This is a genomic window from Corynebacterium meridianum, from assembly GCF_016342265.1.
Classification (GTDB): Bacteria; Actinomycetota; Actinomycetes; order Mycobacteriales; family Mycobacteriaceae; genus Corynebacterium; species Corynebacterium meridianum.
In genome coordinates this window covers 133,510-147,989 of record NZ_JAEIOS010000009.1, presented here as the reverse complement: position 1 = coordinate 147,989, position 14,480 = coordinate 133,510, and the positions used below count along the sequence as shown (strand labels likewise).

Annotated in this window: 11 protein-coding genes; 9 read left to right on the top strand and 2 right to left on the bottom strand. The window is 65.6% G+C overall.

Going from position 1 to position 14,480, the window contains the following annotated elements; all coding sequences use genetic code 11:
• From JDV75_RS00705 to JDV75_RS00685, 5 genes are all read left to right on the top strand, one after another.
• The gene (locus JDV75_RS00705) at positions 1–1,419 is read left to right on the top strand and encodes a DHA2 family efflux MFS transporter permease subunit (protein WP_248097008.1); all 1,419 of its coding nucleotides are present in this window, start codon (positions 1–3) and stop codon (positions 1,417–1,419) included.
• Positions 1,420–1,429: 10 nt separating this feature from the next.
• A complete protein-coding gene (locus tag JDV75_RS00700) occupies positions 1,430–2,461 on the top strand; it encodes a 6-phosphofructokinase (protein ID WP_198737346.1) in 1,032 nt (343 codons plus the stop codon).
• Positions 2,462–2,565: 104 nt separating this feature from the next.
• Positions 2,566–3,108, top strand: a complete 543-nt coding sequence (locus JDV75_RS00695) for a VanZ family protein (RefSeq protein WP_198737345.1) — start codon at positions 2,566–2,568, stop codon at positions 3,106–3,108.
• Positions 3,109–3,203: 95 nt separating this feature from the next.
• Positions 3,204–4,709 (top strand): Asp-tRNA(Asn)/Glu-tRNA(Gln) amidotransferase subunit GatB, encoded by a 1,506-nt coding sequence (gene gatB / locus JDV75_RS00690; protein ID WP_198737344.1) that lies wholly within the window; start codon positions 3,204–3,206, stop codon positions 4,707–4,709.
• A 430-nt stretch (positions 4,710–5,139) separates the two neighbouring features.
• Positions 5,140–6,435, top strand: a complete 1,296-nt coding sequence (locus JDV75_RS00685) for a YkvI family membrane protein (protein ID WP_198737343.1) — start codon at positions 5,140–5,142, stop codon at positions 6,433–6,435.
• A gap of 95 nt (positions 6,436–6,530) precedes the next feature.
• Here the strand turns inward: JDV75_RS00685 and JDV75_RS00680 are convergent, their stop codons facing one another.
• Entirely contained in the window at positions 6,531–8,993 is a 2,463-nt protein-coding gene (locus JDV75_RS00680) for a polysaccharide lyase 8 family protein (protein WP_198737342.1), read from the bottom strand.
• A gap of 397 nt (positions 8,994–9,390) precedes the next feature.
• On the opposite strand from JDV75_RS00680, the gene mgrA reads away from it, so the two are divergent.
• The gene (mgrA, locus tag JDV75_RS00675) at positions 9,391–10,494 is read left to right on the top strand and encodes an L-glyceraldehyde 3-phosphate reductase (protein WP_198737341.1); all 1,104 of its coding nucleotides are present in this window, start codon (positions 9,391–9,393) and stop codon (positions 10,492–10,494) included.
• Between the two features lie 99 nt (positions 10,495–10,593).
• Here mgrA and JDV75_RS00670 read toward each other — a convergent pair whose 3' ends face one another.
• A complete protein-coding gene (locus tag JDV75_RS00670; protein WP_198737340.1) occupies positions 10,594–11,316 on the bottom strand; it encodes a LysE/ArgO family amino acid transporter in 723 nt (240 codons plus the stop codon).
• A 70-nt stretch (positions 11,317–11,386) separates the two neighbouring features.
• Here JDV75_RS00670 and JDV75_RS00665 point away from each other — a divergent pair, with 70 nt between their 5' ends.
• The 3 genes from JDV75_RS00665 (at position 11,387) to JDV75_RS00655 (ending at position 14,111) form a co-directional block, all read left to right on the top strand.
• On the top strand, positions 11,387–12,262 hold the full coding sequence (locus JDV75_RS00665; protein WP_198737339.1) for a LysR family transcriptional regulator ArgP: 876 nt from the start codon (positions 11,387–11,389) through the stop codon (positions 12,260–12,262).
• Between the two features lie 42 nt (positions 12,263–12,304).
• Complete coding sequence (locus tag JDV75_RS00660; protein ID WP_248097010.1) at positions 12,305–13,060, top strand: HNH endonuclease family protein; 756 nt, start codon at positions 12,305–12,307, stop codon at positions 13,058–13,060.
• Positions 13,061–13,181: 121 nt separating this feature from the next.
• The gene (locus JDV75_RS00655) at positions 13,182–14,111 is read left to right on the top strand and encodes a DoxX family protein (protein WP_198737338.1); all 930 of its coding nucleotides are present in this window, start codon (positions 13,182–13,184) and stop codon (positions 14,109–14,111) included.
• Positions 14,112–14,480: the final 369 nt, after the last annotated feature.

The window sequence follows — 14,480 nt, the reverse complement described above, 5'->3', positions numbered from 1 at the left end:
GTGACCGACACCCGACCCGCATCCCCCGTCCTGCCCGAGAAACAGGCCTGGCGTGCCCTCGCCGCACTGTGCATCGGGTTCTTCATGATCCTCCTCGACCAGACGGTCGTGGCCGTGGCGACGCCCCAGTTCCAGACCGAACTCGGCGCCTCACTCAACGCCGTCGTCTGGGTGACCTCGATCTACCTCATCACGTTCGCGGTCCCGCTGCTGGTCACCGGGCGTCTCGGTGACCGGTACGGGCAACGCAACGTCTATCTCGTCGGCATGGTCATCTTCACCCTCTCCTCACTGGCCTGCGGACTCGCGCCGAGCATCGAGTGGCTGATCGCCGCGCGCGCCGTCCAGGGGCTTGGCGCGTCGATCCTCACCCCGCAGACGATGAGCGTGATCAACCGGATCTTCGCCCGGGAACGCCGGGGCGCCGCGATGGGCATCTGGGGTGCCGTCGCCGGGTTCGCCTCGCTCGCCGGACCGCTGCTCGGGGGCCTGATCACCGGCACCCTCGGCTGGCAGTGGATCTTCTTCATCAACATTCCCTTCGGTGTGCTGAGCCTGGTGATGGTGGCGAAGTGGGTGCCGTCCATGCCCACGGTCACGCGCCGGGTGGACGGGCTCAGCGTCCTGCTCTCCCTGCTCGCCGTGTTCGGCGTGGTCTACGCGATGCAGCAGGGACCGAAGCTGCACTGGCCGACGTGGATCTGGTTCGTGTTCGCCGGGGGCCTGGTGTCGCTCGCCCTGTTCCTGCACCGGCAGCACACGGCGGGGGAGAAGGGGTCGGATCCCCTGATCCCGCTCGGTATCTTCCGGAACCGGAACTTCTCCATCGGGGCGTTCTCCATCGCGACGATGGGCTTCGCCGTCGCGTCCATCGCCCTGCCCATGATGATCTACCTCCAGGACGGGCTCGGGATGAGCGCGGAGAAATCCGGGCTCATGCTGGTGCCCACGGCCGTGATCTCCGGTTTCCTCTCGCCCTTCGTCGGCCGGATGGCCGATCGCGTCCATCCCCGGATCCTGTCGATGGTCGGCTTCGGTGCGATGACCGCGGCGGTCGGGATGCTGGCGGCAGTGATGCGGGACGGGGTGTCCGTCTGGTGGATTCTCGTTCCGGTTCTGCTCATGGGTGTCGGGCACGGATTCATCTGGTCGCCGAATTCCGCGACCGCGATGCGCGACCTGCCGCCGCAGCGGCTCGGGGCGGCGTCGGGTGTGTACAACACCACACGTCAGGTCGGATCGGTCATCGGTGCCGCAGCCGTCGGTGCCGCGATGCAGATCGGAGCTGTGCGAACGTCGATCGGCAACGCCATGGGCAACGCCGTCATCATCACCGCGTGCGTACTTTTCCTTGGTTTTGTGTCCGTTTCCTTCTTCAGGTCGTCTTCCGAACGGGCATCCGTCCGCTCGGCAGACTAGGATGGGTCACATGCGAATTGCGACACTGACCTCCGGCGGCGACTGCCCCGGCCTCAACGCTGTCATCCGCGGTATCGTCCGCACCGCTAGTTCTGACTACGGCTCAACTGTCGTCGGTTACCAGGACGGTTGGGTTGGTCTCATGGAGGACCGCCGTGTTCAGCTCTACGATGATGAATCCATCGACCGGATCCTTCTCCGGGGCGGGACGATCCTCGGTACGGGTCGACTGCACCCGGACCGGTTCAAGAACGGGCTCGACCAGATCAAGGCGAATCTCGCCGACGCCGGGATCGACGCCCTCATCCCGATCGGCGGCGAGGGCACCCTGAAGGGCGCCAAGTGGCTCTCCGACAACGGGATCCCGGTCGTCGGTGTCCCCAAGACCATCGACAATGACGTCAACGGAACCGACTACACCTTCGGATTCGACACCGCCGTGTCCGTGGCCACGGACGCGATCGACCGGCTGCACACCACCGCCGAGTCCCACAACCGTGTCATGATCGTCGAGGTCATGGGTCGCCACGTCGGATGGATCGCACTTCACGCCGGCATGGCCGGCGGTGCCCACTACATCGTGATCCCCGAGCAGCCCTTCGACATCGCCGAGATCTGCAAGGCGATGGAGCGTCGCTTCCAGATGGGCGAGAAGTACGGCATCGTCGTCGTCGCCGAGGGTGCCATGCCCAAGGAGGGCACCATGGAGCTCAAGTCCGGGGGAGTGGACCAGTTCGGCCACGAGATCTTCACCGGCATGGGACAGCAGATCGCCGACGAGATCCAGGCCCGCGCCGGACACGACGTCCGTACCACGGTGCTCGGACACATCCAGCGCGGCGGAACCCCGACCGCCTACGACAGGGTTCTGGCGACCCGCTACGGTGTGCACGCCGCACGTGCCTGCCACACCGGCGACTTCGGCAAGGTCGTCGCCCTCAAGGGTGAGCATATCAACCTCATCGACCTCGAGGAGGCCGTCGGAACGCTGAAGCGGGTTCCGGAGGGACGCTACCGCACCGCTCAGGCGCTGTTTGGCTGAGACACCGCCAACATCCTCATCGCCGCCCCGGAGGGAACACCGTCCCGCCGGGGCGCCGCTGATTCACAGGGACCGTCCAGGTGCGGTGGCTACACTGTGGCCCCATGCCTACCGTGACCCCCACAGAGAGTCTGCCGGTCGAACGCCGCCACATCGTGGTCGCACTGGCGCTCAACATCGCCGTCATCACGGTACTGACCCTGTTCAAGTTCATCTTCGTCATCGCGGGTCTCTGGTCCACCGCGGCACACCGGACCCGCGACATCCGGCTGATCCCCTTCGGTGAGTTGTTCACCGCCCATGTCTGGTACGGCCCGCCCCTCAACATCGCCGGAAACATCGCCCTGTTTCTTCCTTTCGGTGCACTGGTGTGCCTCCTGCTCCGGGATCGGGCCGACCGGATCAGACGGACCGCGCTGACCGGTCTCGGTCTGAGTCTCCTCATCGAGACGCTCCAGTTCATCTTCGCCGTCGGGTACTCGGATGTCGACGACCTCATGCTCAACACCGCCGGAGCTGCGACCGGTGCATGGTTCGCCGACCGGTACAGTCCGCACCGGGACGGACTGATCATCGGTGTCTCCGTGGTGTTCGTGCTGATCATCTTCTTCCTGCTCGCGCTCGGACCGACCCCCGGGCGGATCTGAGTCGCCGGCGGTCCGGATGTTCCCGTGCCGTCGGTCGGACTCGAAGTCGGGAGTGGACGCGCGGACCCCGCCCGTGAGCCGTTAGACTGTCGGACATGACTGCTCCGGTAAATGATCTGATGGATTTCGATGAGGTACTCACGCGCTTCGACCCGGTGATGGGACTCGAGGTGCACGTCGAGCTGGCGACCGAGACCAAGATGTTCTCGGCGTCCTCCGCGAACTTCGGTTCCGCCCCGAACTCGAACGTCGATCCCGTCAGCCTCGGGCTGCCGGGTGCACTGCCCGTCGTCAACGCCAGGGGTGTCGAGTGGGCGATCAAGATCGGCCTCGCCCTGAACTGCTCGATCGCGGAGTCCTCTCGCTTCGCCCGGAAGAACTACTTCTACCCGGACCAGCCGAAGAACTACCAGATCTCCCAGTACGATGAGCCCATCGCGTACGACGGATACCTCGACGTCGTCCTCGACGACGGAACCACGTGGCGCGTCGAGATCGAGCGGGCACACATGGAGGAGGACACCGGCAAGCTCACCCACCTCGGTGGCGCTGAGGGCCGCATCCAGGGCGCCACGTCCTCCCTGGTCGACTGCAACCGCGCCGGCGTGCCGCTCATCGAGATCGTGACCAAGCCGATCGAGGGAGCCGGTGAGCGTGCCCCGGAGGTCGCCCGGGCCTACGTCAGCGCCCTCCGCGATCTGGTCAAGGCACTCGGTGTGTCGGACGCCCGGATGGACCAGGGCTCCATGCGCGTCGACTCTAACCTCTCCCTCCGGCCCATCGGGCAGACCGAGTTCGGCACCCGCACCGAGACCAAGAACATCAACTCCCTGAAGTCCGTCGAACAGGCCGTGCGCTACGAGATGCAGCGCCAGGCACGCGTCATCACCGACGGCGGATCGATCCGCCAGGAGACCCGGCACTACCACGAGACGGACGGATCGACGACGGCCGGACGCATCAAGGAGACCGCCGAGGAGTACCGCTACTTCAACGACCCGGACCTCCCGCCGGTGATCGCCCCGCGCGAGTGGGTCGAGGAGATCCGGGCGACCCTGCCCGAGCTGCCCTGGGTGCGCAAGGCCCGGATCCGCGAGGAATGGAACCTCTCCGACGCGGAGATGCGCGATCTCGTCAACGCCGGCGCGCTCGATCTCATCATCGCCACCGTCGAGGAGGGCGCGACCCCCGCGGAGGCGCGCTCCTGGTGGGTGTCCTACCTCACCCAGAAGGCCAACGAGTCGGGCGCCGAGCTCGAGCAGCTCGACATCACCCCTGCGCAGGTCGCCCACGTCGCCGCCCTGGTCAAGGAGGGGAAGCTGACCAACAAGCTCGCCCGCCAGGCCGTCGACGGCGTCCTCGCCGGTGAGGGCGACGTCGATGAGGTCGTCGCCGCCCGTGGCCTCGAGGTGGTCCGCGATGACGGGGCCATCGAGAAGGCCGTCGACGAGGCGCTCGCCGCCAACCCGGACATCGTGGAGAAGATCCGGGGTGGGAACGCCAAGGCGGGCGGTGCCATCGTCGGTGCGGTCATGAAGGCGACCCGCGGCAAGGCCGACCCCGCCCTGGTGAACAAGCTGATCGCGGAGAAGTGCCGCTGATCTCACGCTGAGCGCGTGTACCGCCGGTGGTGCGGGATGATTCCGCGCCACCGGTTTCGCGTTCCCGGGGTCCGTGGCGGACAGGCCCGCCCCCGGTACCGGCCACAGCGAAGGTGCGGCACCTGTCGGTCCGGGTCGGGGAATACTGGGCCGCCCACCTCCCCTGAAGAGGGTTGATCGTTTGAGCGGGGAGCTCGCCGCCTTTCCTCATGCCTGTACGGGCATTTCCGACCGGTTCTGTGCAGCAACAACGCATTGGCTGGTTTGGTTCTCCGAATGGACTTTCACGGAAGAGAATCCGCGCCACAGATCCGATCAATGCGGGTTATCGGCCGCGACCTCGTTAGAATCTCCCGTGGTGATCCCCCGGCAACGGGAGTGGATCCGCAAAACAATGTTCGACGATTCTCCGGAGAGGGAGACCCCCAACATGTTGAAACGAGTAATGGCAATCGCGATGGCCTTCGTCGGCCTGAGCGTCGGCGCCGGATTCGCATCCGGGCAGGAGGTGCTCCAGTTCTTCGTCGTGTTCGGTCATGCCGGTCTCTGGGGAGCCGTTTTCGTCGCGCTGATGATGTGCATCGTCGGACTGGTCATCCTCCAGCTCGGCAGCTACTACCAGGCCACCGAGCACACCGCCGTCTTCGACCAGGTGGCGCACCCCGTCGCCGCGAGATTCCTCGACGGCTCGGTGATGCTGACCATCTTCTCCCTCGGTATGGTCATGTTTGCCGGTGCCGGCGCGAACCTCGACCAGCAGTTCGGCTTGCCCGTCTGGGTCGGTTCCATCATCCTGCTCGTCCTCGTACTGGTGCTCGGTCGCCTCGACGTGGACAAGGTGAGCAACATCATCGGTGCCATCACCCCGGGCATCATCCTCTTCATCGTCATCGCCGCGATCTACGCCTTCGCGACCGCTCCCGATGACTGGTCCCACCTGGAGGAATCGGCTTCGACGATCCGCACCACCCTGCCGAACGTCTGGGTCGGCGCCCTGAACTACCTCGGTTTCTCCCTGATCGTCGTCGTCTCCATGTCGATCGTCATCGGCGGCTACTACCTCAACGCCCGGATCGCCGGCATCGGTGGTCTCCTCGGTGGCGGCATCTTCGGCCTGATGCTCTGCCTCGTCGCGTCCTCGCTGTTCCTCAAGGTGGACATGCTCAAGGATGATGCGATGCCGATGCTGACGCTCGTGGGGCTCATGCACCCGATCATGGGCACCCTCATGTCGGTCGCGATCTACGGCATGATCTTCAACTCCGCCCTCGGCATGTTCTACGCGCTGACCCGGCGCCTGACCGTGGGCAAGCCGCAGAACTTCAACTCCACCTTCGTCATCGTCGTGCTGATCGGCTTCGTCCTCAGCTTCCTCGGCTTCCGTACTCTGGTCACCTACCTCTATCCGCTGCTGGGATACGTCGGTGTGGCGCTCATGTTCGTTCTCGTCTACGCCTGGGTGCGGGACCGCGGGATGATCGTCAACGAGGTCAAGCGCCGTCAGCGGATCCGCGAACTGGTCACCCGGAAACTGGATCCGTCGCGGAAGTTCACCGCGGGCCACCAGCGGGAGTTGACCCGTCGACTGAAGGCATCCAACATCGATGAGGAGGAGATGGCCGCGACCGTCCGGGAGAAGGTCGAGCGTCAGCTCAATGAGGATGAATCGGTCGATTTCTCCACTGACGGTAAATCCTCCGGACGCGGTTCCTCGCGCGTCAACTGATCCGTTCTCCCGGGAGTGCCGTGAGATGAGGCCCCGCTTCTACGTGTCACCCGTAGAAGCGGGGCCTCTGGTGTGTGGCCGTCAGGCCTCGTTCCCTACGACGAGAAGAACGAGCTGCTGCCGGTGCCTCCCAACCAGGAGCTCACGCTCCCTGCGGATGACGAATCACCGGAAGGCGGTGTTCCCTTCCTGCGGAGGACAACCCTGCGGGATGCGCCCTCGAGGCCCGAGGTGTCCACGACGAGAGTGGTCACCTCGGGGGTCGCCGTCACGGTGACACCCTCACCCGTGGACACCGGCCATTCCCCCGGAACCTTGATCGTGACCTGTGCCGCTTCCTGGGTCGGGTCGGCCGCGGTGACGGTCAGCTCGTCGGCGGCGTACTCGGCCAGGACGACGGCGGGCTGCGCGAACTCCCAGGTGGCGTAGGTACCGGGCTTCCAGACCGCGAAGCCCGTGGAGTCGCCCACCTGAACGACCTGGGCCTGCTCATCGTTCTGCTCGATCTTGGCTGCCGCTGCGGAGCCGTTCAGTGCGTCCGCGATTCGGCGGGTCTCCTCGGCGCTGGCCCTGGGGAGCAGGATCCAGCCGCCCGCCTTCTCGGAGTCGCCGACGTGGTCGAACTGGATGGTGGCCCAGGTGCGGGTGACCGGGTCAGCGGCGCCCGGGTAGCCGGTCCGGAACGGATTGACGTTCAGCCAGGTGTTGGTGCGGTCGTCGATGCTCGCCCGCACGGTACCCGGCGTGAGGAACACGTAGCCGGCGACGCCGTCCAGGTGCGCCCACTTCGGATCCTTGACCGTCGCTTCTCCGGTGACCCGGTTTCCGTCGACGGTGAGCACCGGTTTGCCGTTCTCGCCCATGTTCCGGTGCTCGACGACCGTCAGCGCCGGGCTGTCCGGTGCCGTGACACCGCCCACGAGCTCCACGACTGAATCCGGCGTTCCGAACCACAGACGTCGGGCCTCCAGACCGTTGAGATCGGGACCGATCAGGTGCATGCCGGCGAGGCTGAGCGGCCCGCTGGTCAGGCCACCGGTCCACTCGTTCTGCGGGGTGTCCACGCCCCAGGAATCGCCGACGCCGCGCCGGAGCTCCCGGTGGTCGACCGTTGTTCCGGTCGGCGCCGAGTAGTCGACGGTGCACCAGAAGCCATCCTCGTACTGGCCCATGTTCTCCGGGAGCATGAGGTAGCGCATGCCGCTTCCGGTCCGTGAGCCGAGCTCGTTCTCCTGGTTTCCGTATTCGTACCAGGAGATCCGCTTCGAGCACATCGACACCGCGACGGTCCAGTTCGCGCTGCGGTGGACCAGACGGTCCATGGAGGGGAACATCTTGGGCTCGGCCAGAGCCGGGGCCGCGGGGAAGCTCTTCGCACGGTTCACCAGGGCGAGCTGGGACATGCTGCTCGTGTCGGTGAAATCGTTGTAGGTGTTGCGGTGGAGCCAACCCGAGCAGAGGCCACGCCAGCGATCCGCGTATTCGGCCGGGGCCCGTTCCGCGAGCCGGATGATCGAGGTGAGGATGGAGATCCCGTGCGAGGACCCGGGTTCGACCTTCCGGGAGACGGATCGACCTCGGACACCGTCGATGGCCTGGCCGTCGACGATAATCGGGATGTAGGCCTGGTCCACGAGGTAGTAGACGCGGTTCTTGCCGTCCTCGCTGATGTCGAAGGAGGTGCCGGCGACCAGGTCGAACATGAGCGACAGGCCGGAGATCAGGACGTTGCCGTATGCGCCGGTGTACGGGATGTGGGTGTGCTGAACGAAGGAGCCGTCCCGGTAGAAACCATCGCCCGTCTCCACGTACTGCCAGGTCGCGGACAGGCCGTCCAGCGCGCCGCGGAGCCGTTCCTCGTCCCGGACCGCGATCGCGGAGCACGCCACGGCGCGGCAGAGATCAAGTCGGTTGGCACCGGTGGATGTCTTGCGGGCGTCTCCCTTGTTGACCTCCTGCTCGGTCGGATCCGGGATGAAGTGGTTGATTCCCGCGGCGGCCTTGGTGAGGACGTCCGTGGGCAGCTTGTCGCCCAGAAGACACATGATGTCGCCGACGGCGCGGGCTGCACCGGACTCCCAGTCCCACCAGTTGCCGTACTCGAACTGGCCGGGGTTGTACCGCAGCGTCAGGAAGCTGTCGAAAGCGGCGATCGCGGAGGTCAGGACCTCATCGCTTCCGAAGTACTTCGAGCCGGGGATGGACCAGCCGTTGGCCAGGGCGAGGATGCTTCGGGCGGTGGAGGTGATGTCCGGGGACTTCTCGGCGGCCAGGTTCTTGCTCTTGAATACAGTGGTCGCGGCCTCTGGACCGGTTGCGAGATCGCCCAGCGTCCGGTCGACGGAGCGGTCCAGCGCGGCGAGGAGGGGCGTGAACGTTGGATCATCGGCATCGAAGAGGTTCCTGGAGGTTATGATGTCGATCCAGCGTTGGCGAAGTTCATCGAAGAGCGGCTCCGGGATCTCGGCTGCGGCGGCCTCCCGGAAGACACTCCCCATCGCGGCGATAACTCCCGCCGTGGCGGACGCCTTCAGGAATGTTCTTCGGCTCAGATTCATGGATGCTCCTTATTTGCTTCGTGTGTCGTGGCACGGTGCTGTTCTCCCGTGGCACGACATACATGGACCGATTCCCGGGGGTCCGGGATACCGGATGGTCGAAACCGGGGGCCGAGGCCCCTGTTTCCGCCAGGATAGATTGTGAGGCGGTCCGGTGAACAGTGTTAGATGCATCGTGTGTCACAGTTACGGCCGGAGTGGGGATCCGTTTCTTTCCCCGTATGGTCTATGTGGACGGTGGAACCCCCGCTGCGCTCAGCGAATGGCCGGTGTTCACCCTCTCTGTCCTGATCCGAGGGAATCTTGTGTGGTGAAAAGCACACCCGCAGGGCTGTGGGTTGGCTTCCCGCCGGGGCTGTGTGTCGACAAGCGGCCGCACCGCGGGCACACTGGGAGCATGCCTTTCAATCCGGATGTACAACCCACCTATCAGCCCGCCGCGAACCGCTACCACGACGGCGTGCACTACCGGACCGTCGGGCACTCGGGGCTGAAACTCCCGGTGGTCTCCCTCGGGATGTGGCACAACTTCGGCGATGACAAGCCGCTCGAGACACAGCGTGCCATCATCCACCGTGCCTTCGACCGCGGTGTCACCCACTTCGATCTGGCCAACAACTATGGTCCGCCGAACGGCTCAGCGGAGGTCAACTTCGGTCGGATCCTCGCCCGGGACTTCCGTGGCCTGCGGGACGAGATGATCATCTCGTCGAAGGCCGGCTGGGACATGTGGCCCGGACCATATGGTTTCGGCGGTTCCCGTAAGTACCTGATGGCCTCCCTCGATCAATCCCTGGACCGTATGGGTCTCGACTACGTCGACATCTTCTACCACCACCGTCCCGACCCGGAGACCCCGCTGGAGGAGACGGTGTACGCCCTGCGTGACATCGTCTCCAGCGGTAAGGCGCTCTACGTCGGGGTGTCCAGCTACGGACCCGAACTCCTCACCGAGGCCGCCGAGATGCTGGCGGAGGAGGGGTGCCCGCTGTTGATCAACCAGCCCAGCTACTCCATCGTGAACCGGTGGGTGGAGGAACCTGGTGACGACGGCGACACCCTGCTTGAGGCGGCCGCCGACAACGGGGTCGGAACCATTGCCTTCTCTCCGTTGGCGCAGGGCCTGCTCACCGACCGTTACCTCGACGGTGTCCCGGATGATTCCCGGGCCGCCGCGCACAAGTCACTGTCGAGCGACATGCTCAGCGATGAGAACATCGAGATGATGCGGAGCCTGAACGACATCGCGCAGGAGCGGGGGCAGACCCTCGCGCAGATGGCGGTGTCCTGGGTTCTGCGGGAGCAGGGACCGTACGGGGAGCAGACGGTCACCTCGGCGCTCGTCGGCGCCTCCTCCGTCGAACAGCTCGACCAGAACATCGATGCCGCGGAGAATCTGACGTTCACCGGTGCGGAGCTCGCCGCGATCGACGAGATCGCCTCCGACGCGGGAATCAACATCTGGGCGCAGGCGACGAAGTCCAAGACCCGGGAGAAGTAGGCTCCGGTCTACGGCCCCGACCAACCCGAAAGGTCCCGCCCGGTGATGAACCGGACGGGACCTTTCGGTAACCGTCTCCACGGGTGGGTGGGATGAGCGTCAGTTGAGCAGTAGCCGGAAGGCGATCGCCACCATCACGATTCCGATGGCCATGTTGACGATACGGGCCACGTCGGGCCGGGAGAGGGGGCCGGAGAGTTTCTTCGCCCCATAGCCTATGCTCGGCATCCACACGGTGGACGCGGCGAGTGCGCCGGCCGCGAAATACCAGCGCCCGATCTCGCCGTACTGGTTCGCGATGCCGCCGAGCATCACCACGATGTCGACGTAGGCGGCGGGATTGAGCCAGGTCATCGCCAGCGCCGCGAGCACCGGCCTGACCCACACCCGCTGCGATGCCGTCCGGGTGGCGTGGGCGGTCCGCTCCGCCACGGCGACCGTGCCGCCGCCGGTTCCTACGGGGTCATCGGCGCCCGGTGTTCCGGGACACGGACCCGTGGGTATCTCGGGGTCCCGGCTGTCCCGGGTGAAAGTTCCCCCACCGGGGCGGAAGGCGTCCCGGAACGAGGTGAACGCGAACCACAGGAGGTAGACGAAACCCAGGTACTTCATCACGTCGAGGACCACCGGTGCCTTGTCGATGATGACGGCGACCCCGGCGGTGGATCCGATGATGAAGATGTACTCGGAGAACAGGCACGTTGCGACGACCGCCCCGACCGCGGTGCGGCGGATGCCCTGGCGGAGCAGCAGCGTGTTCTGCGGTCCGATGGCGATGATCAGGGACAGGCCCATGAGGAATCCGTGGAGTGCGATGTTCATGCAACTGATGGTGTCACCACCCGACGATTAAGAAAAGTTAAAGTTTTTGAATGTACGTTAGAATCGCTTCATGAACCCGATTCACCTGGCCACCCTCCTCGCCGTCCTCGACGAAGGGTCGTTCGAGGGGGCCGCGGACGCGCTCTCGCTGACTCCGTCGGCGGTCAGTCAGCGGATCAAGGCACTTGAGTCCCAGGCGGGACGGGTGTTGATCCGGCGCACGAACCCGACCACCGCGACCGCAGCGGGGGAGGTCCTGGCGCAGGCCGCCCGCCGCATGGCCCTGCTGCAGGCCGAGACCGACGCGCAGCTTCGCGGTCGGATCGCACGGGTACCCTTGAGCGTCGCGATCAACGCCGATTCCCTCGCGACCTGGTTCACTCCCGTGTTCGCGGACGTCGCTGCCTGGGACTCCGCGACCCTCCAGCTACGCGTCGAAGACGAGGCGCACTCACTGAAGCTGCTCCGGAGGGGCGACTGCCTCGGAGCGGTGACCCGTGAACATGCCCCGGTTTCCGGGTGCACTGTCAGCACCCTCGGGATAATGCGATACCGCGCAGTCGCCAGCCCGCGCCTCCGGGACGCCTACACCGTCAACGGGCGACTCGACTGGGCTGCGATGCCGGCGCTGCGGTACGGGCCAAATGACAAAATCCAGGACTCTGACTTGACGGGCCGTGTGGATCATCCACCAAGACACCGACGTATCTCCCAGATTCCCTCATCCGAGGGGTTCGTCGAGGCGGTCAGATCCGGGCTCGGGTGGGGGCTCGTCCCGGAGATCCAGTCTGCGAAGTGCCTGGACTCGGGCGAACTCGTACTGCTGGACGAGCGTGTGTCCATCGTGCCGCTCTACTGGCAGCACTGGCGACTCGAGTCCCCCCTCCTGCAGAAGCTCACTGACGCTGTTGTCGCCGCTGCGAAAGAGAGCCTTGAACCGGTTTAGTGACCTCCCCATCGGCAGCGCCCAGTGCTACGGTAGCGGCTTGTGAGAACCACGAGAACCCGCTGGCGTGGCCTGACCCCGGTCGCGGTCGTCACCGTATTCCTGGTGACGTGCGCGGTCATTCTGGTGTCCGTCCTGTTGGGTGTCGTCGAGGATCGTACGGTGGATGGGGACGGTGCCCCCGGAGAAGTTGCCGGAGAACCCGCGGGTGACACCTGGCCGGGACCTCAGCTCTACCGCGACATGCTGGCCGAACTGCCGGTGCGTGAGCGCGCGCCGCTGACGGGTTATGCCCGGGAGGCTTTCGGCCAGCGCTGGAGCGACGATGTCGAGATCGGACTCGGGCACAACGGCTGCGACACCCGCAACGACATTCTCGCCCGGGACCTCATCCGGGTGGAGTTCCGGCCGGGGACCCGGGACTGCGTCGTCGAGTCGGGACTGCTGAATGACTACTACACGGGTACGCAGATCGACTTCGTCCGTGGGGCCGCCACCAGCAACGCCGTTCAGGTCGATCACATAGTCGCGTTGGCGGACGCTTGGATGAAGGGGGCGCAGGACTTGGATCCGGAGCTGCGCCGTGCATTCGCGAACGACCCCGACAACCTCCTGGCGGTTTCTGGACCGATAAACCAGGAGAAAGGTGCAGCCGACGCAGCGACCTGGCTGCCCCCGAACCCCGATTTCCGCTGCGAGTACGTCAAGCGGCAGATCACCGTCAAACACCGCTACCACCTGTGGGTCACACCTGCGGAACACGATGCCCTCGCGGCCCAGCTTTCGGCCTGCCACTGAACCGTAGAACCGTTACCGGATCCGCCCGGCCGGTGGATGTCGTAACGATTCCGAGTCAAAATGTCGACGCGCCCGGGGCCGGTACGGACAAAACTGCTGCGGCTCACATACTGTTCAAGGTATGAACGACAACAATGATCCCCGTCCCGACCGGGCAGTGCCCGGAGACTTTGACGACAACGATATACCCACCTATGCGCCCCAGGCGGACGCGGACCGCACTCCCGCGGCCGAGGTCCCCCGCGACACCGTGTACGACCGGGCCGGTCGTGCCGCCCCGCAGTCCGTCGGTGCCGGAACGGAGGACTCCGCGACCGCGGTGTTCCCCGCTGCAGGTCACAGCCCGGAGCCGCGCTCCACACAGCCCGAACAAGGTTACGCCGACGCGGACTTCGCCACGGCACAGCCCACGACAACCATGCCCGTGATGACGGGTGCCGCGGCACCGGTGCAGCAGGCTCCGTCCCAGGTCGCCCCCGTCGAAACAGGCTACCCCGAAGAACCTGTCGAGCAGGAGGAACCGGACGCCAAACGCGGCACGATGGATTTCGGACTGTTCCTCATCCGGATCGTCTTCGGTGCGGCGCTCATCCTCCACTCGGTGTCCGTGTTCTTCCGACTCGGTAACGGCGGTGGGATCTCGGGGCTCGAGGAACAGTTCTCGGGCTATGACCTCGCCGGCATCCTCGCCATCGCGGTTCCCGGCGTCGAGCTCGCCGCAGGTGTTCTCCTGGTTCTCGGTCTGGTCACCCCGCTCGCGGCGGCGCTCGCCACCGTGTCCACCGCATTCCTCGCACTTCACCAGATCAACATCTCCGACACCTCGGTCAACCCGGTCGAGTGGAGCGATGGCATCCGCTTCGGTGCACTGATGACGGTCATCGCCGTCGGGCTCCAGCTCACCGGGCCGGGACGTGTATCGCTGGACTTCGGCCGCAGCTGGGCACGTCGCCCGTTGTGGAGCTCCATCGTGTTCGCCCTGATCGGCATCGGTTGCGCGATCGGCCTCTGGTGGCTGGTCACCGGAGGTGACAACCCGTTCAACGGGTGATCCGGACACGGGGAACCGACACCTGCTAGAAGAAAGCCGGTGCCCAGCTGCGGAGGCGTCCCGAGCTGTGGGGACCTGTCCAGCGTCCTCATCTACGGGTTGCCGGGCAGTGTCAGCGTCACCGTGATCGTTGTCCCCGCGTTCCGGGGCGGAGGATAACGCTCTCGGAGTAGAGCTGTGGTCGGCACCTTCGTTTACTGTGCGGTGTGGGGTTCCCAGGCTGCCGCAACCGATGTCCCTGAGGCTCGTGATTTTCATCATGCCGTTCTCGGGTACGACCGTCGGGTTCACACCCGAGCGGTCGTACCCGAGGAATCCACCGGCAGAGATCAGGAGTGGCTGGAGGGGATGCGGTGCACGGGCCCACCG